Annotated in this window: 20 protein-coding genes and 1 pseudogene; 8 read left to right on the top strand and 13 right to left on the bottom strand. The window is 67.8% G+C overall.

Going from position 1 to position 25954, the window contains the following annotated elements; translation table 11 throughout:
• Positions 1-32: 32 nt before the first annotated feature.
• From ACVBEQ_RS14800 to ACVBEQ_RS14790, 3 genes are all read right to left on the bottom strand, one after another.
• Positions 33-1079, bottom strand: a complete 1047-nt coding sequence (locus tag ACVBEQ_RS14800; protein ID WP_447154067.1) for a CorA family divalent cation transporter — start codon at positions 1077-1079, stop codon at positions 33-35.
• Positions 1080-1115: 36 nt separating this feature from the next.
• Positions 1116-1382 (bottom strand): DUF4031 domain-containing protein, encoded by a 267-nt coding sequence (locus ACVBEQ_RS14795; RefSeq protein ID WP_447154066.1) that lies wholly within the window; start codon positions 1380-1382, stop codon positions 1116-1118.
• A gap of 122 nt (positions 1383-1504) precedes the next feature.
• Positions 1505-2527 carry a zinc-dependent alcohol dehydrogenase family protein gene (locus ACVBEQ_RS14790; RefSeq protein WP_447154065.1) on the bottom strand — a complete coding sequence of 341 codons (1023 nt, stop codon included), beginning with the start codon at positions 2525-2527 and terminating at the stop codon, positions 1505-1507.
• 524 nt (positions 2528-3051) lie between these two features.
• Here ACVBEQ_RS14790 and guaA point away from each other — a divergent pair.
• Positions 3052-4590 (top strand): glutamine-hydrolyzing GMP synthase, encoded by a 1539-nt coding sequence (guaA, locus tag ACVBEQ_RS14785; RefSeq protein ID WP_447154090.1) that lies wholly within the window; start codon positions 3052-3054, stop codon positions 4588-4590.
• Positions 4587-5819, top strand: a complete 1233-nt coding sequence (locus ACVBEQ_RS14780) for a multidrug effflux MFS transporter (RefSeq protein WP_447154064.1) — start codon at positions 4587-4589, stop codon at positions 5817-5819. Before guaA ends, ACVBEQ_RS14780 begins: the two co-directional genes overlap by 4 nt.
• Positions 5820-5836: 17 nt before the next feature.
• On the opposite strand, the gene ACVBEQ_RS14775 is transcribed toward ACVBEQ_RS14780, so the two are convergent.
• Complete coding sequence (locus ACVBEQ_RS14775) at positions 5837-6460, bottom strand: GntR family transcriptional regulator (RefSeq protein ID WP_447154089.1); 624 nt, start codon at positions 6458-6460, stop codon at positions 5837-5839.
• A gap of 171 nt (positions 6461-6631) precedes the next feature.
• On the opposite strand from ACVBEQ_RS14775, the gene ACVBEQ_RS14770 reads away from it, so the two are divergent.
• Both ACVBEQ_RS14770 and purU read left to right on the top strand, forming a co-directional pair.
• Positions 6632-8005 carry an L-serine ammonia-lyase gene (locus ACVBEQ_RS14770; protein ID WP_447154063.1) on the top strand — a complete coding sequence of 458 codons (1374 nt, stop codon included), beginning with the start codon at positions 6632-6634 and terminating at the stop codon, positions 8003-8005.
• Between the two features lie 10 nt (positions 8006-8015).
• Positions 8016-8864: a formyltetrahydrofolate deformylase gene (gene purU, locus ACVBEQ_RS14765; protein ID WP_447154062.1), complete on the top strand. Its 849-nt coding sequence runs from the start codon at positions 8016-8018 to the stop codon at positions 8862-8864.
• Between the two features lie 149 nt (positions 8865-9013).
• Here the strand turns inward: purU and ACVBEQ_RS14760 are convergent, their stop codons facing one another.
• The 8 genes from ACVBEQ_RS14760 to ACVBEQ_RS14725 all read right to left on the bottom strand — a co-directional run bounded on the left by ACVBEQ_RS14760 (position 9014) and on the right by ACVBEQ_RS14725 (position 19413).
• A complete protein-coding gene (locus ACVBEQ_RS14760; protein WP_447154061.1) occupies positions 9014-9850 on the bottom strand; it encodes a bifunctional 5,10-methylenetetrahydrofolate dehydrogenase/5,10-methenyltetrahydrofolate cyclohydrolase in 837 nt (278 codons plus the stop codon).
• Positions 9847-10497 carry a cyclodeaminase/cyclohydrolase family protein gene (locus tag ACVBEQ_RS14755; RefSeq protein ID WP_447154060.1) on the bottom strand — a complete coding sequence of 217 codons (651 nt, stop codon included), beginning with the start codon at positions 10495-10497 and terminating at the stop codon, positions 9847-9849. Before ACVBEQ_RS14755 ends, ACVBEQ_RS14760 begins: the two co-directional genes overlap by 4 nt.
• Before the next feature lie 22 nt (positions 10498-10519).
• Positions 10520-12994 (bottom strand): GcvT family protein, encoded by a 2475-nt coding sequence (locus ACVBEQ_RS14750; RefSeq protein ID WP_447154059.1) that lies wholly within the window; start codon positions 12992-12994, stop codon positions 10520-10522.
• A 3-nt stretch (positions 12995-12997) separates the two neighbouring features.
• Complete coding sequence (locus ACVBEQ_RS14745; RefSeq protein WP_447154058.1) at positions 12998-13642, bottom strand: sarcosine oxidase subunit gamma; 645 nt, start codon at positions 13640-13642, stop codon at positions 12998-13000.
• Positions 13635-16508: an FAD-dependent oxidoreductase gene (locus tag ACVBEQ_RS14740; protein ID WP_447154057.1), complete on the bottom strand. Its 2874-nt coding sequence runs from the start codon at positions 16506-16508 to the stop codon at positions 13635-13637. Before ACVBEQ_RS14740 ends, ACVBEQ_RS14745 begins: the two co-directional genes overlap by 8 nt.
• Positions 16505-16783, bottom strand: coding sequence for a sarcosine oxidase subunit delta (locus ACVBEQ_RS14735; protein WP_447154056.1), 279 nt, complete (start codon positions 16781-16783; stop codon positions 16505-16507). Before ACVBEQ_RS14735 ends, ACVBEQ_RS14740 begins: the two co-directional genes overlap by 4 nt.
• 81 nt (positions 16784-16864) lie before the next feature.
• On the bottom strand, positions 16865-18097 hold the full coding sequence (locus tag ACVBEQ_RS14730; RefSeq protein ID WP_447154055.1) for a sarcosine oxidase subunit beta family protein: 1233 nt from the start codon (positions 18095-18097) through the stop codon (positions 16865-16867).
• A complete protein-coding gene (locus tag ACVBEQ_RS14725; RefSeq protein WP_447154054.1) occupies positions 18097-19413 on the bottom strand; it encodes a serine hydroxymethyltransferase in 1317 nt (438 codons plus the stop codon). Before ACVBEQ_RS14725 ends, ACVBEQ_RS14730 begins: the two co-directional genes overlap by 1 nt.
• A gap of 544 nt (positions 19414-19957) precedes the next feature.
• Between ACVBEQ_RS14725 and ACVBEQ_RS14720 the strand changes: the two genes are divergently transcribed.
• Complete coding sequence (locus tag ACVBEQ_RS14720; protein ID WP_447154053.1) at positions 19958-21949, top strand: BCCT family transporter; 1992 nt, start codon at positions 19958-19960, stop codon at positions 21947-21949.
• A 16-nt stretch (positions 21950-21965) separates the two neighbouring features.
• Here the strand turns inward: ACVBEQ_RS14720 and ACVBEQ_RS14715 are convergent, their stop codons facing one another.
• On the bottom strand, positions 21966-22754 hold the full coding sequence (locus ACVBEQ_RS14715; protein ID WP_447154052.1) for an IclR family transcriptional regulator: 789 nt from the start codon (positions 22752-22754) through the stop codon (positions 21966-21968).
• Between the two features lie 322 nt (positions 22755-23076).
• Here ACVBEQ_RS14715 and ACVBEQ_RS14710 point away from each other — a divergent pair.
• From ACVBEQ_RS14710 to ACVBEQ_RS14700, 3 genes and pseudogenes are all read left to right on the top strand, one after another.
• Positions 23077-23412, top strand: a pseudogene (locus ACVBEQ_RS14710) (bifunctional 3-phenylpropionate/cinnamic acid dioxygenase ferredoxin subunit); the annotation flags it as partial.
• A gap of 98 nt (positions 23413-23510) precedes the next feature.
• The gene (locus tag ACVBEQ_RS14705; RefSeq protein WP_447154051.1) at positions 23511-24767 is read left to right on the top strand and encodes an NAD(P)/FAD-dependent oxidoreductase; all 1257 of its coding nucleotides are present in this window, start codon (positions 23511-23513) and stop codon (positions 24765-24767) included.
• Entirely contained in the window at positions 24764-25933 is a 1170-nt protein-coding gene (locus ACVBEQ_RS14700) for an aromatic ring-hydroxylating oxygenase subunit alpha (protein ID WP_447154050.1), read from the top strand. The genes ACVBEQ_RS14705 and ACVBEQ_RS14700 overlap by 4 nt, the downstream gene beginning before the upstream one ends.
• The last annotated feature ends 21 nt before the right edge of the window (positions 25934-25954 follow it).

Below are 25954 nucleotides of genomic sequence, written 5' to 3'. Positions count from 1 at the left end.
TCAAAGCCAGTCGCGTTCAAAGCCAGTCGCGTTCAGAGCCAGTCGCTCCGCTTGAACAGCACGTACAGCGTGATCACCGCCGAGACCATGATGACCAGCCCGAAGACGAACCCCTCGCCGCGGCCGAAACCCGGGTAGGGCACGTTCATCCCGAAGAACCCGGTGATCAGTGTCGGCACCGCGATGATGGCCGCCCACGCGGAAAGCTTCTTCATGATCATGTTCAGGTGCACGTCGGACAGCGCCAGGTTGGTCTCGAAGGCCGAGGTCAGCATCTCGCGCAGGCCGTTGGTGGCGTCCGCGGCGTGCCTGGCGTGGTCGGCGACATCGGCGAACCGCCGGCGGATGCTGGTGCCGAGCAGGGCCGCGATCGGGTCGTCCACCTGCTCGTCCTCGGGTCTCGCGGCCGCGGCGGCCAGGGTGGCGGTGACCTCGGTCATCGGCGCGGCGAGCCTGCGCAGGTGGCTGATCGCCTGCCGCAGCCGGAATGCCGTCAGTTGATCGGCGCGGCCCATCGGCCGGTCGTCGAACAGCGACGACGTCAACCCGTCGGTCGCCTCCTCCATGGCCTCCACCGCACTGGTGTAGGTCTGGACGAGCGCCTCCAGCACGATGTGCAGCGCGGCACCGATGCCCTCGGCCCGCATCCGCCCCGCGCAGTCCTCCAGAGTCGGCGCGAGCCGGGCCAGTTCGCGTTCGCCGGCCACGACGACCAGCGCTCGCGGATCGGCGAGGATGGACACCCGGGCGATGGTCAGCTCGGTGGTGCGCGGGTTGAACAGCAGCGCTCCAGTCACCACGATGACCGTGGAGCCAACCGTGTCCACCTTGGGTGTTTCCCGGGCGCCGAGAACGTCGTCGACGGCCAGCCGGTCCAGGCCCATCAGGGTTGCCGTGCCGGCCAGGGCGGCGGCCTCGCGCGGTAGGAACCACCAGGCCTTGATCTCCGGGTCGCCGGCCAGTTCCGTCGCGATCCGGTCCGCGGGCAGGTCCGTCGCCACGGTGCGGTCGCCCCGCCACAGCACGGAGCGCAGCGGGCGGTCCGTCCCGCTGACCTGGGCCGGGGAGGTGATGGTCACCTGCTCATGATGGACCCCCGGCTGTCCGTCGCGACGTCACCTCCGGTCCCGTTTCGGCCGCCGCAAGCCCGCGGCCGCGAGCCGGCGCACCAGTTCCCGGCTGCCCACCGGCACAGCGCCCGCGCCGATCAGCGTGTCGTACCGGTCGCCGGGGACGTCGTAATGGTCGTGGTCGAAACCGCGTCGGGGGATCCCGTTCTCGGCCGCGAAGGCGTGCAGCTCGGCGTACGAGGAGTCGCTGACCAGATGCGACCAGACCCGGTCGTGCGCGGGCCAGCGCGGCGGGTCGATCAGCAAGGTCATCCGGCCGAGATTAGGCGACGGGGGCACGGCCACCTGCCGTCGCCCACCCCCCCGTCATGCCCTGGCTCGCTCCTGCACCTGTCAGGGCCCACACCCCTGAGGCCACCTCTCCGGGGCCCCGCTCAGGGGCGGAGCAGGACCTTGGTCGCGCGACGCTCGTCCATCGCCCGGTACGCCTCGGGGGTCTGCTCGAGCGGCAGTTCGAGATCGAAGACCTTGCCGGGGTCGATGACCCGGTTCCAGATGCGGTCGATCAGGTCGGGCAGGTACTGGCGAACAGGGGCGGGACCACCGTGCAGATGCACACCGGAGCGGAAGAGCACTTCTCCGGGCAGGTTCACGCCGTGGCTGACGCCGACGTAGCCGACGTGCCCGCCGGCCCGCGCGGACCGGATGGCCTGCAGCATCGACTCTTGCGTGCCCACCGCCTCGATGACCGAGTGCGCACCGAGCCCGCCGGTGAGTTCCTTGATCCGGGCCACGCCTTCGTCGCCGCGCTCCTCGACGGTGTCGGTGGCGCCGAAGTCCTTGGCCAGTGCCTGCCGGACGTCATGCCGGCTCATCGCGATGATGCGTTCGGCTCCCAGCTGCTGAGCCGCCAGCATGCCGAGCAGGCCGACGGCGCCGTCGCCGACCACGGCGACGGTCTTGCCGGGGCCGACCGCTGCCGCGACGGCGGCGAACCAACCGGTCCCCAGCACGTCGGAGGCGGCCAGCAGGCTGGGCACGAGGTCGTCACCCGGCAGTTCGGGGGTGGCGACGAGTGTGCCGTCGGCAAGAGGGATGCGCGCGTACTGGGCCTGTGCGCCCGTGGGGGTGGCCGGCTCCCGGTGGACGCAGAAGCTCTGGTAACCGGAGCGGCAGATCTCGCACGTGTTGTCGGAGGCGATGAACGAGCCGACGACGAACTGGCCCGGCTTGACGTTCTTGACCTCGCTTCCGACCTCTTCCACGATGCCGACATACTCGTGACCCATCGGGCGCGGCTCGTTGACCTCCTGGATGCCCCGGTACGGCCACAGGTCCGAGCCGCACACGCACGCCGCGGACACCCGGATGACAGCGTCGGTCGGCTTCTCGACCGTGGGGTCCGGGCGGTCCTCGACGCGGACGTCGCGGGGGGCGTACAGGACTGTTCCTCGCATGGTGGTGCTCCCTGTTCTGCGTTCACATGTCTCGATCGCTGGATCTGTGCCCTACCGATTCTTACGCGCCGAAGGGATGCCGCAACACCCGCGCCATGTGCTGTGGGTTTTGCCGACTGTCTGTTCTGCAGGGATTCTCGGAATGAAACGGCGGCAAAACCCTGCACAGACGTCAGTGGACAGCTGACTCCGGAGGCGGACGAGGACTGGCCCCCCGCCGCTACCGGGCTCACCGTCTGCACGGGCCGACTCAAGGAAGTCCGTGGTGGGCAGGCGTCACGGACCTCCCGGATAGACTCCGCGGTGCTTGTCGACCGGTGTTCGGGACTCCCGGATCCGTTCGTTGAAACGCCGGCAGCACGATCGACGCGCCGGCTCACAGATGAAAGGCGGCCACCGTGCGGATCGACGCTGTCCCGAGCCCCGCCGATGCCGCTGCAACTGATCAGTCCGGCGGCGCCGGGGACGAACAGCACCACGATGCGCCTACCGGTGAACCGGCCCAGGACGCCCAGGCGCACCCCGTGTTGGTAGTTGATTTCGGCGCCCAGTACGCCCAGCTGATCGCCCGCCGGGTGCGCGAGGCCAGCGTCTACTCGGAGATCGTCCCTTCGAGCATCACCACCACCGAGATCACCGCGCGGGAGCCGTCCGCCGTGATCCTGTCCGGCGGCCCGTCGAGCGTCTACGCCGAGGGCGCGCCGCGGATCGACCCCGCCCTGTTCGAGACCGACATCCCCGTCTTCGGCATCTGTTACGGCTTCCAGGCGATGGCCCAGGCTCTCGGCGGCAACGTCGACCGGACGGGCCGGCGCGAATACGGCGCGACCGAGTTGACCGTCGCCGACACCGGCGGGGCATTGCTGCGGGACATGCCGCAGCGGCTGGGTGTGTGGATGAGCCACGGGGACGCGGTGTCGCAGGCACCGGACGGGTTTGCCGTCACCGCCACCACCGCGGACACCCCCATCGCCGCCTTCGAGAACCTGGACCGCAGGCTCGCCGGTGTGCAGTACCACCCCGAGGTGGTGCACTCGCAGTTCGGCCAGGAGGTTCTCCGCCGCTTTCTGCACGACGTCGCCGGGATCAAGCCGGACTGGACCCCGGCGGAGATCCTGCAGGAGCAGGTGGAGGCCATCCGGGCGGTGGTCGGCACCGAGAAGGTGATCTGCGGGTTGTCCGGCGGGGTGGACTCCGCGGTCGCCGCTGCCCTGGTACATCGCGCGGTCGGCGACCAGTTGACCTGCGTTTTCGTCGATCACGGGCTGCTGCGCGCGGGTGAGCGGGAGCAGGTGGAGCGCGACTACGTGGCCGCGACCGGGATCAACCTGGTGACCGTGGACGCCTCCGAACGATTCCTGGCGGCGCTGGCCGGGGTCAGCGATCCGGAGACCAAACGCAAGATCATCGGCCGCGAGTTCATCCGGGTCTTCGAGCGTGCGGCCGCCGATATCAGCGCCGAAGAGGGCGGGGTACGGTTCCTCGTCCAGGGCACGCTCTACCCGGACGTCGTCGAATCCGGCGGCGGCACCGGCACGGCCACCATCAAGTCGCATCACAACGTCGGCGGGCTGCCCGAGGACCTCAAGTTCGAGCTCGTCGAGCCGCTCCGCACGCTGTTCAAGGACGAGGTGCGGCTGCTCGGAGCCGAACTGGGGCTGCCGGCCGCGATCGTCCAGCGGCACCCGTTCCCCGGCCCGGGTCTGGGCATCCGGATCATCGGCGAGGTGACCGCGGAGCGCCTCGAGGTGCTCCGCGCCGCCGATGCCATCGTCCGCGCCGAGATGACGGCCGCCGGTGTGGACGCTGAGATCTGGCAGTGCCCCGTCGTGCTGCTCGCCGATGTGAGATCCGTCGGCGTACAGGGTGACGGCCGGACGTACGGCCATCCGATCGTCCTACGGCCGGTGTCCAGTGAGGACGCGATGACGGCCGACTGGTCACGGTTGCCGTACGAACTCCTCGCGAAGATCTCGAACCGGATCACCGGCGAGGTGCCGGAGGTCAACAGGGTCGTGCTGGATGTGACGAGCAAGCCGCCGGGCACCATCGAGTGGGAGTGACGGGGACACAGCAGCGGGGCGGGTTCTGGCTCGTCATCACCCTCGGCGCGCTCTCCGGGTTCGGGCCGCTGTGCCTGGACATGTACCTGCCCGCGCTGCCGGAACTCCCGGGCGACTTCGGATCGACCCCCGCGTCGGCCCAGCTCACCCTCTCCGCGTGCATCGTCGGGCTCGCCGTCGGGCAGCTGATCACCGGTCCGCTCTCCGACCGGTTCGGCCGGCGGATCCCGTTGCTGGTCGGGGTCGCCCTCTTCGTGATCGCTTCGGTGATCTGCGCCCTCAGCACGTCGATGACGGTGTTGATCGCGGTCCGCCTTCTGCAGGGCGCCGCCGGCGCAGCGGGCATCGTGGTGGGCAGGGCCATCGTGGCCGACATGTTCGCAGGAAAGGTTGCGGCGGCGTACTTCTCGGCCATCGCGACGATCAACGGGTTGGCGCCGATCCTGGCGCCGGTGATCGGCGGCCAGGTATTGAGGGTGGGCACCTGGCGGACGGTGTTCTGGGTGCTGGCCGGCGTCGGGGCGGTTCTGCTGGTGCTCGCGGCCGTCGTGCTGCGCGAAACGCTGCCGGTGGACCGGCGCACCCAGGGCGGGTTCGGCGGAACGCTGCGGGCGTTCGGTGAGCTTCTCCGGGACCGCGGCTATCTGGGAACGGTGCTGGCCGGCTGCCTGGTGACCGCCGCCATGTTCGGCTACATCTCCGCGTCGCCGTTCCTGCTGCAGGACGGGTTCGGGGTCTCGCCGCAGTGGTTCAGCGCGTGCTTCGCGCTGAACGCGATCGGCATCGTGCTCGCGACGGTGATCGGCCGAATCCTGCTGCGTTGGACCACCTCGTGGGTGCTGCTCTGCGGCGGGGTCGTGCAGGCGCTGATCGGGGCGGTTCTGCTGACCGCCACCGTGCTCGCCGGGTGGCCGCTCGCGATGGTGCTGGTGTCGTTGTTCGTGCTGGTCTCCGCGGTCGGGTTCGCGCTGCCGCACGCGTCGGCGATCGCGATGGACCGGCACCGCCGGATCGCCGGTTCGGCATCCGCCCTGCTGGGTTTGACGCAGTTCGCGCTGGGCGCGGTGACCGCCGTGACGGCCGGCTGGGGGGACGCCACGGCAGGAACGGCGCTGGGCGTGACGGCGGTCGTGGCGACCGTGCTCGCGGCGGCCGCCCTGCTGCTGGCGCGGCCGGTGATCGGCCGGGCGGAGTTCGCAGGGCCGACGACGCTGGCCGCCCACGGCTGACCGGACGACCGCCTGCCTCAGATGGCTGCCCGCACCGCTCGCTCGAAACCCAGGACATGCTCGCGAGCCAGCTCTTCGGCGCGGTCCACCTGACCGTCGGCGATGGTGCGCAACAGCTCGGCATGTTCACCCACGTGCTCGTCGACGTCGGGCAGCCGGTCGAGGAACAGGCAGAAGATCCGGGTGGCCAGATCGTCGTACCGGATCAGCACATCTTCCAGGTGAGCGTTGTTCGCTGCCCGGTAGATCGCCCGGTGCACCCTCTGGTCCCAGCGCATCAGTTCGGTGCGATCCAGGGTGCCGACATCCAGCGACGCGGTGGCCGAGGCGAGATCGGTCAGTTCGGCTCTGGTGCTGCGCGAGGCGCGTTCGGCGGCGCGCCGGGCGGCCAGCGGTTCCAGCTGGGCTCGGATCTCGGAGATCCCCGCGAGATCTGCGATGTCGACACCGGTCGCGAACGTTCCGCGACGTGGATAGGCGACCACCAATCGGTCGGTTTCCAACCTCTTGAGTGCCTCGCGCACCGGGGTCCGGCCGATGCCCAGCTCCTGCGCCAGGGCACCGTCGTCGATGGGGTCGTTCGGCCGGATGTCCAGCATGATCAGCCGGTCCTTGATCACGGCATAGGCCCGGTCCGCCATCGACAGTCCCGTGGTCGGGTCCTGGGCCAGCAGCTCAGCGGTCACGGTCCAATCGTACGGCCTGATCGTCACAAAGGCTTGCCTCGTGCCAACGAATGTCATAACATCCTCCTACTTCTAACATATCAGTTGTGTACCTGTTACGAAGAGCGCTCCGGATCAAAGGACACCATGACCATCAGCGTCTTCGATCTCTTCAAGGTGGGGATCGGGCCGTCCAGCTCGCACACCGTCGGCCCGATGCGGGCCGCTTACCTGTTCGTGCGCGGATTGCGAGATGACGGACTCCTGCCGGGCGTGGAGGGCATCCGGTGCGAACTGTTCGGCTCGCTCGGTGCCACCGGGCACGGACACGGCAGCGTCAAGGCAGTGGTGCTGGGGCTGGAGGGGGAGCAGCCCGATCAGGTTGATCCCGTCGGCGCACAACCACGCGTGGACGCAGTGCGCACGCAGGGCCGGCTGCTGGTCGCGGGGGAACACCCGATCGCCTTCGACATGGACACCGACGTCGTGTTGCACCGCCGCAAACGGCTGGAATTCCACACCAACGGAATGCTGTTCCGGGCGCTGGCGGCCGACGGCTCCGAGTTGCGCCGGCGGGAGTACTACTCGATCGGTGGCGGGTTCGTGCTGGATGAGGACGAGGCCGGCCGGCCGGCCATCGTCGAGGACGCCACCAGCGTCAAATACCCGTTCCGCACCGGCGACGAGCTCCTCGCCCGCACCCGCGAAACGGGTTTGAGCATCAGCGATGTGATGCTGGCCAACGAAATGGCCTGGCGCACCGAGGAAGAGATCCGGCAGGGCCTGCTGGACATCTGGTCGGTCATGCAGGAATGCGTCGATCAGGGCATCGCCACCAGAGGCGTGCTGCCGGGCGGCCTCAAGGTGCGGCGCCGCGCGGCGGCGCTGCACGCTCAACTGGAATCCGCGGCCGACGAGTCCGACCCGCTGCGCGCGATGGAGTGGGTCACCCTGTACGCGCTCGCGGTGAACGAGCAGAACGCTGCCGGTGGACGGGTGGTGACCGCGCCCACCAACGGCGCCGCCGGCATCGTGCCGTCAGTGCTGCACTACTACCGGGACTTCATCGGCTCGTACTGCGCCGACGGCGTCGTTCGGTTCCTCTTGGTGGCTGCTGCCATCGGCTTGCTGTTCAAGGAAAACGCCTCGATCTCCGGTGCGGAGGTGGGCTGCCAGGGTGAGGTCGGGTCGGCGTGTGCGATGGCGGCCGGCGGCCTCGCTGAACTGCTCGGCGGGTCTCCGGAACAGGTCGAAAACGCCGCAGAGATCGGCATCGAACACAACCTCGGGCTGACCTGCGATCCGGTCGGCGGACTGGTCCAGATCCCGTGCATCGAACGCAACGCCGTCGGCTCGGTCAAGGCCGTCACCGCGGCCCGGATGGCGGTCCGCGGTGACGGGCAGCATCACGTGACCCTGGACAAGGCGATCAAGACCATGCGCGAAACCGGCGCGGACATGAAGGACAAATACAAGGAAACGGCAAGGGGCGGGCTCGCTCTCAACGTCGTCGAGTGCTAGGAGGCACCCCATGTCACACCCCTTCATCCTGACCCTGAGCTGCGATGAGCGACCCGGGATCGTCCACGCGGTCACCTCATTTCTGTTCGAGAACGACTGCGACATCGTCGAGCATCAGCAATTCGACGACGCCGCTCGTGGACACCTGTTCCTGCGCACCGCTTTTGTCAGTGCCACCGACACCGACGCAGAAAAGCTCACCGAGGCCTTTCGCGCGGTCGCCGAGAAGTTCTCGATGACCTACCGGATCACCGGACAGCAACCGGAGCGGGTGCTGGTCATGGTGTCCAAGATGGGTCACTGCCTCAACGACCTGATCTTCCGGTGGCGGGGCGGCAACCTCGGCGGCGAGCTCGTCGCGGTGGTGTCGAACCACGAGGATCTGCGGCCGATGGCCCAGGCCGCCGGGCTACCGTTCCACCACGTGCCGGTCACCCCGAACACAAAGGCCGAGGCGGAGGCGCGCCTGCTCGAATTGGTCCTGCAGTACCGCGCCGATCTCGTTGTTCTCGCCAGATACATGCAGGTGCTCTCGGACGAGCTGTGCACCGCCCTGTACGGCCGGGCGATCAATATCCATCATTCGTTCCTGCCGGGATTCAAGGGCGCCAAGCCCTATCACCAGGCATTCGACCGGGGGGTGAAGCTGGTCGGGGCGACCGCCCACTACGTCACCGGCGACCTGGACGAAGGCCCGATCATCGAGCAGGAGGTCATCCGCATCGACCACAACTACGACGCCCGGGCGCTGTCCACCGTCGGGCAGGACGCGGAAGCCATCGCACTGTCCAGGGCGGTCCGCTGGCACAGCGAGCAGCGGGTACTCCTGAACGGGCACCGCACCGTCGTCTTCCGCTGACGGGGAGGTTTCGCCGGAGCCGGCAGGTAAGGCAACGGGGCGCGGGCGGCCGAACGACCGGCCGTCCGCGCGGCGTGGGTACGGTCGCGTGTGCCCTCGCCGAAATGCAAATCGTTGACAGCACTGCACTCTCGGTTGGCCGCGGAGTGCTACCGGTCGGCGGAGGTGATGGTGTGCTGCAGCAGCAGCGCCGTCGTCACCGGGCCGACCCCACCCGGGACCGGGCTGAGCCCGGCGACGTGGCGGGCGACCGACGGGTCGACATCGCCGACCAGCCCACCATTCGCGGTGGCGTTGGTGCCGACGTCGATGACAATGGTCCGTGGATGCAGTCCCGGTGCGGTGATCAATCCGGGCTGACCGGCGGCCACCACCAGCACATCGGCCCGGCGGGTGTGTTCGCCCAGATCCTTGGTGTGCCGGTGGCACACGGTCACCGTGGCGTCCCGGGAAATCAGCAGCTGCGCAACAGGTGTGCCGACAACAGTGGATCGGCCGATGACGACTGCGTTGGCGCCGGACAGCGGGACGGCGAAATGGTCGAGCAGCACCAGAACGGCCTCGGCGGTTGCCGGGGCGAATGCCGGCAACCGGGCCGCGAGTAACCCCAGGCTCTGTGGATTGGCCCCGTCGACATCCTTGGCCGGATCGATGGCCGAAGCCAGCGCCTCGAAGTCGGCTGATGGTGGCAGCGGGGTCTGCAGGATGATCCCGTGCACGGTCGGGTCCGCGCTGAGCGCGCCCAGTTCGGCCTGGATGCGGGCCGTGGTTGCGTCGGGGCCGAGGTCGACGACGCTGCACCGGACGTCGCAGCGTTCGGCCGCCCGGGCAATCGACCGGACGTACCAGGCGGTGGAGTCGTCGGCCGTTGCCAGCACAACAGCCAGGTGGGGGACAGTGCCGGCTGCGGCGAGCCGGCCGGCGGCATCGGTGACCTCCGCCCGGATCCGCTTCGCCACCTCGGCACCTGCCAAGGTGATGGTCATCGGGCCAGCCGATGACGGACGGCGGCAGTGACCTTGTCGGCGCGCAGTGCCAACCCGTCGACATCGGCGATGGCCGCGACCAGTTCTTCGATAATGCTCTGATCGATGCCGCTCTGGTCGATGCTGTTCCGATCGGTGATACCGCTGAGATTGATCTCCACGTTCACCCTGGCGGTGCTGGCCGCGGCCCGGGCGGCATCCGCGGCCGCGGCAACGTCACTGATCACATTCGGATTACCGATTGGTTCCAATTCCTCGGCGAGCGCAACGATCCGGTCCGCAACCCGGATCACCTCCGCGGGCACCCGGCCCGCCGCAACGAGCGCGGCAGCGATGGCGGCCGCCCGGATGGCCGCCTGATCGCCGGGCTCCTTGGGGAGTTGGTACGCCGTGCCGACGGCACTGAACGCGGCGATGTCGGCATCGGCCAGCCGCAGGGCGTCCTCCCGCCGCTGGTCCGCCGCTGCCACGATGTCGGTGATCCGGTCGGCGTGCGCCGCGTACCTGGCGGTGTTGCTGTAGCGGCCCACCATGGCGATGAGCGCGGCGGCCTGCGCGGCATGCAGGGCGGCCGTGGCACCGCCGCCGGGAGTGGGCACCCGCCCGGCCAATTGGGTCAGATAGGTGTCGACGGTCTGCGAACGCATGGTCGGATTCATCGCAGGTGAATCAGCCGCGCAGCCGGGTCATGTCGGGATCCACAAGTGGTTCGGCGGTGACGGTGGCGGCTATCCGATCGCCGAAATACCCGATCTCGACGCCGTCGCCGACGGCCAGGCCGGCGGGTAGCCAGGCGTACGCGATCGGCGTGCCGATGGTGTGGCCGAAGGCGGCGCTGGTCACGTACCCCGCCGCCTGGCCGTCGACGTAGACCGGCTCCCGGCCCAGCACCACACTGCGGCCGTCATCGACGGTCAGACAGGTCAGCCGGCGGGTGACGGTGTCGTCGCTCACCCCGGCCAGGGCATCCCGGCCGATGAACGACTCCTTGCGGGGGCTGACCGCGAAACCGAGCCCGGCTTCGTAGGGGTTGTGTTCGGTTGTCATGTCGGTACCCCAGGAGCGGTAACCCTTCTCCAGGCGCAGGCTGTTGAAGGCGGCCCGGCCCGCGGCGATGATCCCGTGCGTTTGCCCGGCGGCCCACAGCACGTCCCACAACCGCTGCCCGGTGTCGGCGGAGGTGTACAGCTCCCAGCCGAGTTCGCCGACGTAGGACAGCCGCATCGCGGTCACCGAAATCCCGCCGATGCGGACCTTCTTGGCCCGGAAGTACTTGAGGCCCTCGTTGGTGTAGTCGTCGCAGCTGACCGCCGCGATCACCTCGCGGGCCAATGGCCCCCAGAGGCCGATACAGCAGGTACCGCCGGTGATGTCGCGGATCTGGACCGACCCGTCGGCCGGTGCCTGCCGGCGCAGGTAATCGAAATCCAATGCGCTGTTCGCGCCCACCTGGAACAGTTGCTCGCCGAGTCGAGCGACCGTGACGTCGCTGCGGATGCCGCCGGCCTCGTCCAGGACCAGCGAATAGGTGACGGCGCCGACGGTTTTGGCCATCTGCGCGGAGGTCACCCGCTGCAGCAGCTCGAGGGCGCCGGGCCCGCTGACCTCCAGCCGCTTGAGCGGGGTCATGTCGTACATGGCCACCGCGGTCCGCGTCTTCCACGCCTCGACCGCTGCGATCGGGGAGTGGAACTGCGCGCTCCAGGCGTCCCGTGCCGGCGGGGTCCACTCCGCCGGAAGTTCGTCGACCAGTGCGGCATTGGCCTCGTACCAGTGCGGCCGCTCCCAGCCGGAAGCCTCCAGGAACACCGCGCCCAGCTGCTGCTGCCGGGCATGGAACGGGCTGACCCGCAGGTTCCGCGGAGACTCCCTGGGCTGCAACGGGTGCAGCACGTCGTAGATCTCGACGAAGTTCTGCTGGGAGGTCTCGCTGACGTAACTCGGGGCCAATTGGACGTCCTCGAACCGGTGCACGTCACAGCCGTGCAACTCCACCTCGGAGCGACCGTCCACCAGCAGTTGGGCCACGGCCCTGGCGACACCGGCCGAGTGGGTCACCCAGACCGCCTCGGCGATCCAAAACCCCTTCACGTCCGCTGACTCCCCGACCAACGGGCCACCGTCGGGTGTGAAGGAGAAGATGCCGTTGAACCCGACATCGATCTTCGACTGGTGCAGCGCGGGCAGCAGCAGCTTGCTCTGCTCCCACACGGGAGCAAAGTCCTCCTCGGTGAAGGGCAGCACAGAAGGCATGGTCGGCATGTCGGCTGAGTCATCTTCGTCGGAGGTCGGCAGCGTGCGCAGGTCCACCGGCATCGGCCGGTGCGCGTAGGAGCCGATGCCGAGGCAGTCGACCCGTTCCCGGTAGTAGAGGTCCTGGTCCTGGTGCCGGAGGATCGGCAGGCCGGCCTCCTGTAGTTCGGTGTTGCGACCCACGAGATCGGGCACCTGGCCGGTCCAGACGAACTGGTGCGCCAGCGGCAGCAGCGGCACGGCCATGCCCACCATCTCGCCGAGCTCGACACCCCAGAAGCCGGCGCAGGACACGACGATGTCAGCAGAGATGACGCCCTCGTCGGTGCGAACTCCGGTGACCCGGCCGCCGGTGTGCTCGATGCCGATCACCCGGGTGTTGCCCCGGAACACCGCCCCACGGGACTGCGCGCGGTGAGTCAGCGCGACGACCGCGCGGGTGGCCTTGGCCAACCCATCGGTGGGGATGTGCAGGCCGCCCAGGATCTGCTCGCGGTCGACGAGCGGGTGCAGTCGGACGCACTCGTCGGCGTCGATCACCTGAGCCTGCACCCCCCACGACGTGGCCCAGCCCTGCCTGCGGTGCAGGTCGGCCAGCCGCTCGGGAGTGGTGGCGATCTCCAACCCACCGACCTGGTTGAAGCACCAGGCACCGTCGACATCGATGCTCTTGAGTTTGTCGACGGTGTAGGTGGCGAGCTCGGTCATCGTCTTCGACGCGTTGGTCTGGAATACCAGCCCCGGTGCGTGTGACGTCGAACCGCCGGTCAGCGGCAACGGGCCCTGGTCGACCACGGTGACCCGGTCCCAGCCCCGTCCGGTCAGCTCGTCGGCCAGGTTGGCTCCGACGATGCCCGCTCCGATGATGACCACATGTGGGGTCGCAGACATGCGCTACTCCTGACTGCTGGTGGGATCGGCGGCTCTGGTGGTCGATTCGGCCGTGCTGGATTCCTCGGTGCCGAATTCTTGGGCGGCGTCCAACAGCCATTCGGCCAGGTACACGGCGAACGACGAACGGACCAGGAGCAGGTAGTCCCCGTGCTGGGTGTCGGCCGGGTCGGACAATCCCAGCAGGATCACGCCGGCCAGGCCGACGGTGGTCTGGGCGGCCCGGCCCCGATGGAAGACCCGTGGGTGCAGGTCGATCGAGCAACCCTTGGCCAGCACCTCCCGTACCCGAGAACCCGTCAGCCGCAGGCCGATCCGCTGCGCCGACACGTCGACCACGGCGCCGCCCAGCGGCTGCACCGTTTCCCGTGCCTGCTCGTCGAGCGCGTCCGGGGTGTGCGCTGCGCTGGTCAGCAGCCATTCGTCCGGTCCGAGCCAGATGGCTCGGCCGGCGCTGGTGGCCACCCAGGTGTTGGGGGTCGTCGGCAGCCGGGCGCCGAGCAGTTCGGCGCCCGCCGCAGCAGTGGGTAGCCGAACGTCGACCATCGACACAAACGGCTCCGGGGTGATCGCCACAGCCGAGTTGCTGCAAGCGGCGAGGTCGATGCCGATCTGCTCGAGCGGGTGCAGGCGGGTCAGCTCAGCCATCGCGGCGGGCTCCTTCTGGATCGACCAGCACCGACCCGGTGACCTGCACCGGGATCAGCGTGCCGTTGACGGGAACGTGCACGGTCTCGCCGACCCTGGACCGGCCGCCCTTCACCAGGGCCAGCGCGAACGGGCGGTCGAGTTCGGCGCTGCGGTAGCTGGACGTCACGTGCCCGAGCATCGGCACCGGCGGCGGTGGGAGCAGGCCGTCGGCGATGAAGTCGATGATCTGCGAGCCCTCCGGCAACACGGTCTGCCGGTCAACGGGCAGCAATCCGACGAGGTGCTTGCGCTGTGGGTCCTGATTGGCGGCGCGGGCGAAGGACCGCTTGCCGATGAAGTCGATCTTCTTCTTGGACACCGCCCACGCCAGTCCGAGGTCGTGCGGGCTGACGGTGCCGTCGGTGTCCTGCCCGATGATCGGGTAGCCCTTCTCTGCGCGCAGGACGTGCATGGTTTCGGTGCCGTAAGGGGTGATGTCGAAGGGCTCGCCTGCCTGGAGCAGGCGCTGCCACACGGCGACCGCGTACCAGGGGTTGACGTAGACCTCGAAGGCCAGTTCGCCGGAGAAGCTGATCCTGGCCAGCCGAACCGGTACGCCGTCCAGGGTGGTGTCCCGGATGGCCATGAACGGGAACGCCTCATTGGACACGTCGACACCCGGAAAGACGGCGCCGATGACGTCGCGGGAGCGTGGTCCGACAACCGGGAACGTGACCCACTGCTCGGTGACCGACGTGCAGAACACCTGCAGGAGCGGCCATTCGGTCTGTAGCCACTCCTCCATCCAGTCAAGAATCCTGGCCGCGCCGCCGGTGGTGGTCAGGACCAGGAAACGCTCCTCACCCAGCCTGAGCACGGTGCCGTCGTCGATCACCATGCCGTCGACCCCGCACATCACCCCGTACCGGACGGCGCCGACCTTCAGGCTGCTCATCAGATTCGTGTAGACCAGGTCCAGGAAAGCGGCCGCGTCCCGTCCCTGGACGTCGATCTTGCCCAGTGTGGAGCCGTCCAGGATGCCGACACCGGTGCGGGTGGCCGCGCACTCCCGCAAGACCGCGGTCTCCATGTCCTCGCCGGGCTGTGGGTAAAAGCGGGGACGTTTCCACTGGCCGACGTCCTCGAACACCGCGCCGGCCCCTACATGCCAGGCGTGCAGGGCGGTGACCCGCTCGGGGTCGAACATCCGGCCACGGTCCCGTCCGGCCAGTGCGGCGAACGCGACCGGTGTGTACGGGGGCCGAAATGTGGTGGTGCCGGTGTCGACCACCGGGACTCCGAGCAGGTCCGCCGTGATCCCGGTGGTGATGATGCCGGAGGTCTTGCCCTGGTCGTGCGCGGTGCCGATGGTGGTGTACCGCTTGATGTGCTCGATGGAGGTCAGGCCGGCACCGACGGCCCGGGCGATGTCGGCGACCGTGGCATCCCGTTGCAGGTCAACGAACTCGGTGCCGGCCGCTGCCGCAGGACCGCCCCGAACCCGCCAGAGCACCAACGGTGCTGCCGCTTCGGCCGGAGAAGCTGCAACGGGCAGGCCAGTGGCTTCTGCCGGTCCGATCCCGGCGTGCGCGAGCGCGTCATTCGCCGCCCGCCGTCCGTCGCTCAGGCAACCGGCGAGCGTGAAGACGCCGGCGGCGGAGCCGGCAACGGTCAGCCCATCCAGCTGTTCGCCGGGCACGAACGCCCCCAGCTGCTCGTCGTAGCGGAGCCGCCCCCGGGACTGGCTGTACAGGTGCACGGCGGGGTTCCAGCCGCCGCTGACCAGCAGCAGATCGCATGGCAGCGCGTCGATGTCACCAGCTGCGTCGTCGCCCAGCCGGCCGACCAGGGCGTGGCTGATCCTGTCGGTGCCGCCGGTTCCGGTGACCACGAATCCCGACCGCACGGGAATTCCCAGCCGTTCCAGTTCGGCCTGCCGGGGCGAGCCATCGGGTCGGGCATCGAGGACGGCGCTGATCTGCACGCCGGCGCGATGCAGGTCGGCCGCGGCGTCGTAGGCACTGTCGTTGGTGGTGAACACCACCGCGTTCCGGCCGGGCAACACCCCGTAGCGGTTCAGGTAGGTGCGCGCCGCGCCGGCCAGCATGACGCCGGGCCGGTCGTTGTCCGCGAACACCACGGGGCGCTCATGCGCGCCGGTCGCGACCACCATCGACGTGCTGCGAAGGCGCCACACCCGTTGCCGGGAGACACCTTTCGGTGCCTGCCCGCCGAGATGGTCGGTTCGCCGTTGCAGGGCCAGCACGAAACCGTCGTCATAGCTGCCGAACGCGGTGGTGCGTTGCAGGTGCAGCACGTCGGGATGGCCGGCCAGTTCGGCAACCGCAGCGCGAACCCACTGGTCGGCGGGAACACCGTCGAGGTTTTCATCGGTGGACAGCAACGACCCGCCGGCCTGGGACTGCTCGTCGATCAGCGCGACGCGGGCCCCGGCCCTGGCCGCGTCGAGTGCGGCGGTCAACCCAGCAGGGCCGGCGCCGATCACCAGCACGTCGACATGGTGATGGACGGCGTCGTACCGGGCGGGATCGGGCTCCAGGCTGAGCCGCCCCTGACCCGGGATCCCGCGCGCGACCAGGCCGTCGTACAGCTCGATGGTGCTGGCCAGCACCATGGGCTCGGGATACGGGTGCTCGATCTGCACCAACCCGCAGGGGTCCTCCGCCCACGCCGCGGAGATACCGCGGGGGCGGCCCAGCTTGATGCTGGTGGCGATCCGGTGCCGCCCGGCGGCCAGCAGCGCCGACGCAAGGGTGTCCCCGGGGTGGCCGGTGAAGTCATCGCCGTTGAAGGTGAACCGGATCGTCCGGGTGCGATCGATCAGACCACCGTCGGAGGTCCGGAAGTTCTCGGTGTCACTCACGCTGTCACCGGCTTGGGTTCGTCCAGGCGGTAGACTGCCTGGAATCGGTAGGTGGCGGTATCGCGCAGCGCGTTGAACCAGCGGCGGCAGCCGTGGCTGTGGTTCCAGCGCTCCGCCCACACGCCTTTGGTGTTGTCGCGGAAGAAGATGTACTGCGCCCACTCCTGGTCCGACAGCGCGGCGGGTTCGGCCGGATAGGGGATGTGGGCCTGGCCGCCGTAGTGGAATTCGATTTCCTCGCGCGGCCCGCACCACGGGCATTCAATCAATTGCATTGTGCTGGTCTCCTGGGTCTGCGGAGGTGGCGTGCGCCTGGCGACTGTGTCGTAGGGGAGAAACTGTGTCGCAGGGGAGAATCAGTGCGCGACGCCGGCGGCGCCGTGCTCGTCGACGAGGGCTCCGGTGACGAAGCGGTCGAGACTGAACGGCTCCACGAACGGGTGCGGTTCCTCCTTGGCGAGGGTCTGCGCAAGGCACCAGCCGATCCCGGGGGTGGCCTTGAAACCTCCTGTGCCCCAACCACAGTTGAGATACAGATTCTGATAGCCGACCCGGCCGACAATCGGCGAGGCGTCGGGCGTGACGTCCACGATGCCGCCCCAGCTCCGGAGCAGGTGGGCGCGGGCGAAGACCGGGAACAGTTCGACCGCGGCGGCCATCTGCCGCTCGATGATATGGAATGCGCCGCGCTGGCCGTACCCGTTGTAGGAGTCCACGCCGGCGCCCATCACCAGCTCCCCCTTGTGCGCTTGGGAGACGTACACATGCACCGCGTTCGACATCACCACGGTGGGATGGACCGGCTCGAGCAGTTCGGAGACCAGTGCCTGCAGCGGGTGGCTCTGCAGCGGCAGCTTGATGCCGAGCATGTCGGCCAGCACAGATGTATGGCCGGCGGCGGCCAGCAGTACCTGACCGGCGGCGATGTCACCCCTGGTGGTGCGCACCCCGGCGACCCGGTCACCGTCCACGGTGAAGCCGGTCACCTCGCAACCCTGGATCAGGTCGATACCGGCCTGGCTGGCACGGCGGGCGAAGCCCCAGGCGACGTAGTCGTGCTTGGCAATGCCGCCGCGCGGCTGGTAGGTGCCACCGAGAACCGGATAACGGATGTCGTCGGAGGTGTTCACGATGGGGCACAACCGCTTCACGTCCTCGGGGCCGACCCATTCGGCGTCGATCCCGTTGAGCTTGTTGGCCTCCACCCGGCGGACGCTGTCCCGCACGTCCTGCAAGGTATGCGCGAGATTGAGCACCCCCCGCTGGCTGAAGAGGATCGGGTAGCCCAGGTCCTCCTCCAGGCCCTCCCACAGCTTGAGTGAGTGCTCGTAGATCGCCGCGCTCTCGTCCCACAGATAGTTCGAGCGGATCAGGGTGGTGTTCCGGGCCATGTTGCCGCCGGCCAGCCAGCCCTTCTCCAGCACCGCGACATTCGTGATGCCGTGGTTCTTGGCGAGGTAGTGCGCGGTGGCCAGGCCGTGACCGCCACCGCCGACGATCACCACGTCGTACGAGGGCTGCGGTTCGGGATTGCGCCAGAGGAAATCCGGGTGCTCGGGAAGTTCCGCGCCGGGTGTCGGTCCGGTCATCAGATGTCCTTCGACAGTTCGGGATACAGCGGGCGGCTCTGCGCAAGTCGGGCGACCCTGGAGCGGAGTTCGTCGAGGTGCTGGTCGCTGAGCTCCGGGCGGAGCGCAGTGGCGATGATGTCGGCGACTTCGGTGAAGTCGTCGACATCGAAGCCACGGGCCGCCAGTGCCGGAGTGCCGATCCGGACACCGGAGCTCACCATCGGTGGTCGGGGGTCGAACGGCACCGCGTTGCGGTTGACCGTGATGCCGATCGAGTGCAGCCGGTCTTCGGCCTGCTTGCCGTCGAGCGGAGATTTCCGGAGGTCCACCAGAACCAGGTGTACGTCGGTACCGCCGCTGACCACGTCGAGACCGGATGCACGGGCGTCATCGGCCAGCAGCCGGTCGGCCAGCAGTCGGGCGCCGGCCAGTGTGCGCTCCTGACGTGCCCGGAAGGCCGGCTCGGCCGCCAGCTTGAAAGCCACTGCCTTGGCGGCGATCACGTGCTCCAGTGGGCCGCCCTGCTGACCGGGGAACACCGACGAATTGAACTTCTTCGCCAGGTCGGCGGTGGACAGGATGAATCCGCCACGCGGCCCGCCCAGGGTCTTGTGGGTGGTGGAGGTGACCACGTGTGCGTGTGGCACGGGGGAGGGGTGCAGCCCGGCTGCGACCAGGCCGGCGAAGTGCGCCATGTCCACCATCAGATACGCGCCGACCGCGTCGGCGATCCGCCGGAATGCAGCGAAGTCCAGCTGCCGGGGATAGGCAGACCAACCGGCCACGATCATCTGGGGTCGGTGTTCGAGCGCCAGCCGTTCCACCTCCGCCATGTCCACCAGGTGGTCGTCGGCGCGCACGTGGTAGGCGACCGCGTTGTACAGCTGGCCCGAGAAGTTCAGCCGCATGCCATGGGTGAGGTGTCCGCCGTGTGCCAGGTCCAGGCCGAGGATCGTGTCGCCGGGCTTGAGGAGTGCGGCCATCGCCGCCGCGTTTGCCTGCGCGCCGGAATGTGGCTGCACATTGGCATACTCGGCGCCGAACAAATCCTTGATCCGTTCGATGGCCAGCCGCTCGATCACATCGACGTGCTCGCATCCGCCGTAATACCGGCGGCCGGGATATCCCTCTGCATATTTGTTGGTCAGCACCGAGCCCTGCGCCTGCATGACGGAGATCGGCGCGAAGTTCTCGCTGGCGATCATTTCCAGGGTGCTCTGCTGCCGAACGAGCTCGGCGGCGATGGCTTCGAACACCGCCGGGTCGGTTTCCGCCAGAGATCGCGCCAGAACACGGTCGGTGGCCGGTGCAGCCTCGTCAACCTGAACAACCATCCGCGGGACGCTCCTGTCATCATCGCTGTCAACGACTGATATATCAATCGACGGTCATCCTACGAGTACTCGTCCAACAGCGTCAAGGGGGCGCCGCCAGGGACAGCGTCGGCAAGGCTCGGGACTGATTCCCGGTTGGAGGTTGTGATGTCCGGTTAACAGCGCGCATTCAGACGTTTACATAACGGCTCTTGACTCGCCGTGAACGTTTGGTGCAATCTTGGCGCGTTCCGCAACAACCCGCACCATACGCAACAGGTCGAGCTACCTCGAGCAGCAGTGGCCTGCCGGAACCGACGCTCCATCGTGAATCAGCACCAGCGAACGACAGGTCTTACCGTCCGTGTGCCATGCGTCCCCGGCCTCGCCATCCGGGCAACACCCAAGACTTCGTTCCCCTCCGGATGGCTGCGTCCGATCGCCTTGCTCGCCACAAAACCAGAGGATCGGCAGTTCGAGTGGACAGCAGTCAACCCGCCGAGGGTGCCGATCCGTCGTCGCCGTCCGACCCAGCCACACACTGCGAAACCATAGGGAGCCAGCGATGACCACGCAGGACCACGAGAAGCCCGACAAGCACCACCACCTTCCTCATTTCGAGAATCCGGGGCTCGCGCCTCCCTTCGAATCGCCGTCAGTCGCGCACGACGCGGAGAAGCATTACTCCACCGACAAGATCGTGTTCGGTGTCGCGGCGGTGCTGGTGCTGGCGTTCCTGGGGTGGGGCCTTTTCGCGACGGATGGCTTGAGCTCACTTGCCACCACCGTGCTGGGTGGCGTCATCCAAGGCGGTGGCTGGGCTTTCGTCCTGGCGGCCAGCGCATTCGTCGTCTTCGCTCTCTGGCTCGCGATCAGCAAGTACGGACGAATCCCGCTCGGCAGGGACGACGAAGGTCCGGAGTTCAAGACCATTTCGTGGATCGCGATGATGTTCAGCGCCGGGATGGGCATCGGTCTGATGTTCTACGGCGTCGGCGAGCCGCTGTCGCATTTCACCTCGCCGCCCCCGGGGACAGTGGAGGCCGGCACTCCGGAGGCGTTCGACACGGCGATGGCCACGACGTTGTTCCACTGGACGCTGCACCCGTGGGCCATTTATGCCGTGGTGGGACTTGCCATTGCGTACAGCACTTTCCGCAAGGGCCGCCGTCAGCTGATCAGCTCGACGTTCGTCCCGCTGCTGGGCAGTCGAGGTACCGAGGGTGGGTTCGGTCGCGCGATCGACATCCTCGCCATCTTCGCCACGCTCTTCGGTTCTGCAGCCTCGCTGGGCCTCGGCGCCCTGCAGATCGGCGGCGGCCTTGTCGCCGGCGGCTTCATCGATTCCTTTGGCACCAACCTGCTGGTCGGCATCATCGTGGTACTCACCATCGCGTTCATCGCGTCGGCGGTCTCCGGCGTTTCCAAGGGCATTCAGTGGCTGTCGAACATCAACATGGTGCTCGCTGCCGTGCTGGCGGCCGTGGTATTCATCGGCGGCCCGACCATCGTCATCCTCAACCTCATTCCCACGATGATCGGCGATTACTTCGGCGACCTGGCGCAGATGGCCTCCCGCACCGCCGCGACCGGCGGAGATGCCATGGAGACCTGGCTGTCCGGCTGGACGATCTTCTACTGGGCCTGGTGGATCTCCTGGACTCCGTTCGTCGGTATGTTCATCGCGCGAATCAGCCGTGGGCGCACCATTCGTGGGTTTGTTGCCGGCGTCATCCTGATTCCGAGTGCGGTCAGCCTTGCCTGGTTCGGGATCTTCGGCGGCGCGGCGATCACCGCCGAGCGACGGGGATCCGACCTCGGGTCGCTGCCCGTCGAAGGTCAGCTGTTCGGGCTGCTGGACACTCTTCCGCTCGGCAGCATTCTGGGCATCATCGCGATGGCGCTGGTGGCGATCTTCTTTGTGTCCGGGGCGGACGCCGCATCCATCGTCATGGGCACGCTGTCCCAACGCGGGACGATCCATCCCGACCGCAGGGTGGTCGTCTTCTGGGGCGCGATGATGGGGGCGATCGCCGCATTGATGCTCGTCGTCGGTGGCAGTGACGCACTGGCCGGCATCCAGAACATCACAATCATCATGGCGGTGCCGTTCGTGATCGTGATGATCGTGATGTGTGTTGCCCTGATGAAGGACCTGCGCTCGGATCCCCTGGTCCGGAGGGGTCAACGCGTGACGGTAGCCATGGAACAGGCCGTCGATTACGGCACCCAGAAGCACGGCGACGACTTTTTCCTCAATGTGAAACCGAAGGAGAAAGGCCCAGGAGAAAAGGGCTCGATGGAAAACGGCATTGCGACCTCGGGCGATGCCAACGGTGCCGCGCCGCTGAGCGCGCACACCGCCGCCGCCAGCGGAGCGACCGAACCGAATGTGTTCACCGCCAACGCTGCTCACTCCGAGGAGGCCGAGCGGATCGCCAATGGTTCGGCACTTCCCGAGCAATCCACCGGTAGCAGGGCGGAAGGGGGCCGGGCCGCATTCCCGGTGACCGAATCGCCGATTCGCGACTCGTCTGTCGGTGTCGACAAGAGCTGACTCGTCGGCGATCGGATCAGGCTGCGTTCCCCCAGTGACCGAGTCGCCGGCTGAGTTCGACGCCGGCGGCCTCTACCTTGCCGAGAATTTCGGCAATACGTTCGGGAGTGAGCCGGTACGCGGGTCCCGATGCGCTCAGCGCGGCGACCACGGTGCCGTCCTCACCTCGCACCGGGACCGCGACCGCGTTCAGGCCGATCTCGAGTTCGCCGTAGGTGGTGGCATGACCACGCTCGAGCACGAGGGCCAGTTCGTTCTGCAGCAGGACCGGGTCGGTATGCGTGTTCGAGGTGAAACGCTCCAGGCCGTTCTTGATGAGCCGCTCCCGGCTCGCCGGATCCGAAAAGGCCAGCAACACCTTTCCGCTGGAGGTGGCATGCAGCGGGGTCAGCTGTCCGATCCAGTTGTGACTGGCGATCGAGGCCTGGCCCCTGGACTGCACGACGTTGACCACGAAGGTCTCGCGCAGGACAGCTACGTTGATCGACTCGCCCACCTTGTGGGCCAACCCTTCGGTGACAGTGCGCGCCTGGTCGGTGATCTCCGGATGCACGTTGACTCTTCGAGCGAGCCGAGCCAACCCGAACCCGAGTTGGTACTTTCCTCGCTCGCTGGTCTGCTCCACGAGATCCCGTGCCTCCAGGGCGCCCAGAAGCCGGAACGCCGTGGACTTGTGTACCCCGATCTCGGCTGCCAGTTCGCTCACCCCGCCGGAACCCCAGGTCGCCAGGAGTTCGAGTACTTGCAAGGCCCGGTCGACCGATTGCAGTCCCGCTGGACCGCCATTGGTGTCGACAACGCTCATGGTGACTCTCTCCGAGTGGTTGCGGATGGTGCTACTAGGTGCTCAAGACGCTCGAGTGCGAGCGTACGACAGATGGGATGCGCGCCGCAGGCGCGCAGCAGTCAGCTTCCCGCCGAGCAGAGCCGCTCAGATTGTCTTTCGGGACACTTGACGCATGGTAGTTGGACCGGCAGAGTTGCGCATGACGCACAGAATGCGTACTGCGCAACAGCTGGAGTGCGCGCGGTTGGCCGGCAGACCAAGCCGTCGGTCCTGGTCGCCAACCGGCCGCTCTGCCACTTCCTCGACCCGCCTGGTGACCGCCGAAGGAGAACCCCACCCCATGTTCGCCGCTTGTTCGCGCTCGGCAATCGAGCCGGGCGAAGGGCTACGCCTTGACGGTCCCGATACTCAGGGCGTACCGATCGCCGTCTTCCACACCGACGACGGGGAATTCTTCGCTGTCGACGACACCTGCACTCATCAGGACGCTTCGTTGGCGGAGGGTTGGCTCGAGGGCTGCGAGGTGGAGTGCCCGCTGCACGCCTCACGTTTCGATCTGCGCACCGGCTTGGTCGACGCTCCACCGGCGAAGCGACCAATCCGCACCCATCAGGTGACGGTCGACGGCGACACCGTGTTCGTCACGCTGTCAACCGAAACCCCCAACCTGCCCCCCGGAGTCGTCCCTGAAAGAGTCGACCCTGAAAGAGTCGACCCTGAAAGAGTTGACCCTGAAAAAGTTGACGCTGAAAAAGTCGACGCCGAAGGAATGGCGTGACCGCCACCGTGCAGCGGGTGGCCGTTGTCGGGGCTTCGCTGGCGGGCCTGTCCACCGCCAGGGCGCTGCGTTCTCAGGGCTTCTCGGGCACGGTGGTCGTGATCGGTGACGAGGTGCATCGGCCGTATGACCGCCCGCCCTTGTCGAAAGAGTTTCTCGGCGGCAACCACGGACAGGTGGAGCTGTCATTGGAGGGGGACGCCGAAGATCTCGACATCACCTGGCATCTCGGTGTACGCGCCACCGGCCTTCAGCCGAATCCGGCCGGCGGCGCGACCGTGCAGCTTTCCGACGGCGTCGCCGTCGATGCGGATGCGGTCGTCATCGCCACCGGCGCCGCTGCCCGCTGCAACATGCCGGGCGTCGGGATGGCCGGGGTGCACCTGCTGCGCACCATCGACGATGCGGTGGCGTTGCGCGCGGATCTGCACAGTGCGGTCCAGAGCGGCCGCAGCGTCGTCATCGTCGGGGGCGGGTTCATCGGATCGGAAGTGGCCGCGACAGCCCGCGAAATGGGCTGCCAGGTCACGGTTCTGGTGCCGGACGATGTGCCGCTCCGGGCGGCGCTCGGCCCGTACGCAGATGCGGTGGCCGCGCTGCACGAGGCGCACGGCGTCACCGTTCGTCCGCATTCCCGCGTCACGGGCATCGCACAATCCACTGGGTCCGGGTTGCAGGTGATGCTCGGGGACGGCAGTGCCATTCCGGCAGCAACCGTTGTGCTCGGTATCGGGGCCAGCCCGGCCGTGGGCTGGCTCGCAGGTTCCGGGCTCGAATTGAATGGCGCGGCGGGCTCGACCGGTCAAACCGGGGCGGTGCGCTGCGATGAATCCGGCGCCACCAATCTTCCCGGGGTGTACGCGATCGGTGACTGCGCCGCCTGGTTCGACCCGCACCGCGGTGATCATCATCAGATCGAGCACTGGACCTCGGCCAAGGAACGCGGCGCTGTCGTGGCCGCCCGGTTGCTCGGTGCCGAGCGGCTGCCGACCTGCCGTCCGCCGTACGTCTGGTCGGACCTGTACGGCAAACGACTGCAGTTGGCCGGCTATCGGGACCTCGCAGATCATCCGGACACGCTGGAGCTCACCTTGGAGGTCGGCTCGCTCGCGGAGGGCAGCTTCGCTGCCGTCTACCGCCGCGGGGGTGAACCCGTCGCCGTCCTCGCACTGGACCAGTCACGCCATTTCAACCAGATCCGCCGCCGTCTCGTCATTCCACTGCCGGCAGTTGCCCGAGGAGAATTCACATGACCCTGACCGACGAATCCCCGATCCCCGATCCCACCATCGCCGATCACGCCGGCGACACGATCTCCGAGAGCCTGATCCGCACCCTGCCCGGCAAGGCGTACTCCTCGCCGGACATCTTCCGCAGGGAGCAGGAAAAGATATTCGAGCAGATGTGGTTCTGCGCCGTACGGAGCAGCGACCTGGCCAATCCCGGCGATTTCAAGACGGTGCAACTGGGCAGTGAGAACCTGATCGTCAGCCGCAACCGCAAGCGCGAACCGCGTGCCTTCTTCAATGTCTGCCGGCACCGCGGTGCGCGGCTGTGCAGCACCGAGGGCGGGAAGGGTCAGCGCTCGTTCCAGTGTCCGTATCACGCCTGGACCTATGACCTGAACGGCAAGCTGATCGCCGCGCCGAACCTGACCAAGATGCCGGACGTCGGCCGGGAAGAGTATGGCCTGCGCACCGCGCATGTGCGGGAGTGGCTCGGTTACATCTGGATCTGCATCGCCGAAGAGCCCCCGTCGTTCGAGGACACCGTCATGGGGGCCGTGCGTTCCCGGCTGGGCGACATCGAGTCGATCGAGCACTACTCCATCGAGAATCTCGAAGTCGGCCGGCGCATCACCTACGACGTGAAGGCGAACTGGAAGCTGATCGTCGAGAACTTCATGGAGTGCTATCACTGCGCGACGATTCACCCCGAGCTCACCGAGGTGCTGCCGGAATTCGCGGACGGGTTCGCGGCCCAGTACTTCGTCGGGCATGGAGCGGTCTTTGGTGACGACGTGCAGGGTTTCACCGTCGACGGCTCGGAAGGTGTTGAAAAGCTTCCCGGAGTCACCGACGACCAGGACCGGCGTTACTACGCGGTGACAGTCCGGCCGAATGTGTTCGTCAACCTGGTGCCCGACCACGTGATCTTCCACCGGATGTTCCCGTTGGCCCCCGACCGCACGATCGTCGAATGCGACTGGCTCTACCTGCCGGAGGTGATCGCTTCCGACGTGGACCTGTCGAAGTCGATCGAACTGTTCGACCGGGTCAACCGGCAGGACTTCGAGGCCTGCGAACTCTGTCAGGCCGCAACCGACTCCAAGGTCTACGCCAAGGGTGGCGTGCTGGTGCCCAGTGAGCACCACATTGCCGACTTCCAGAATTGGGCGGCCGACGCCATCACCGACTGACCGCCCGCCCGCTCCCGCCGC

This window comes from Nakamurella sp. GG22, assembly GCF_052976845.2.
Note: the sequence above shows the minus strand (reverse complement) of the source record. Positions and strands in the feature narration are given on the sequence as shown.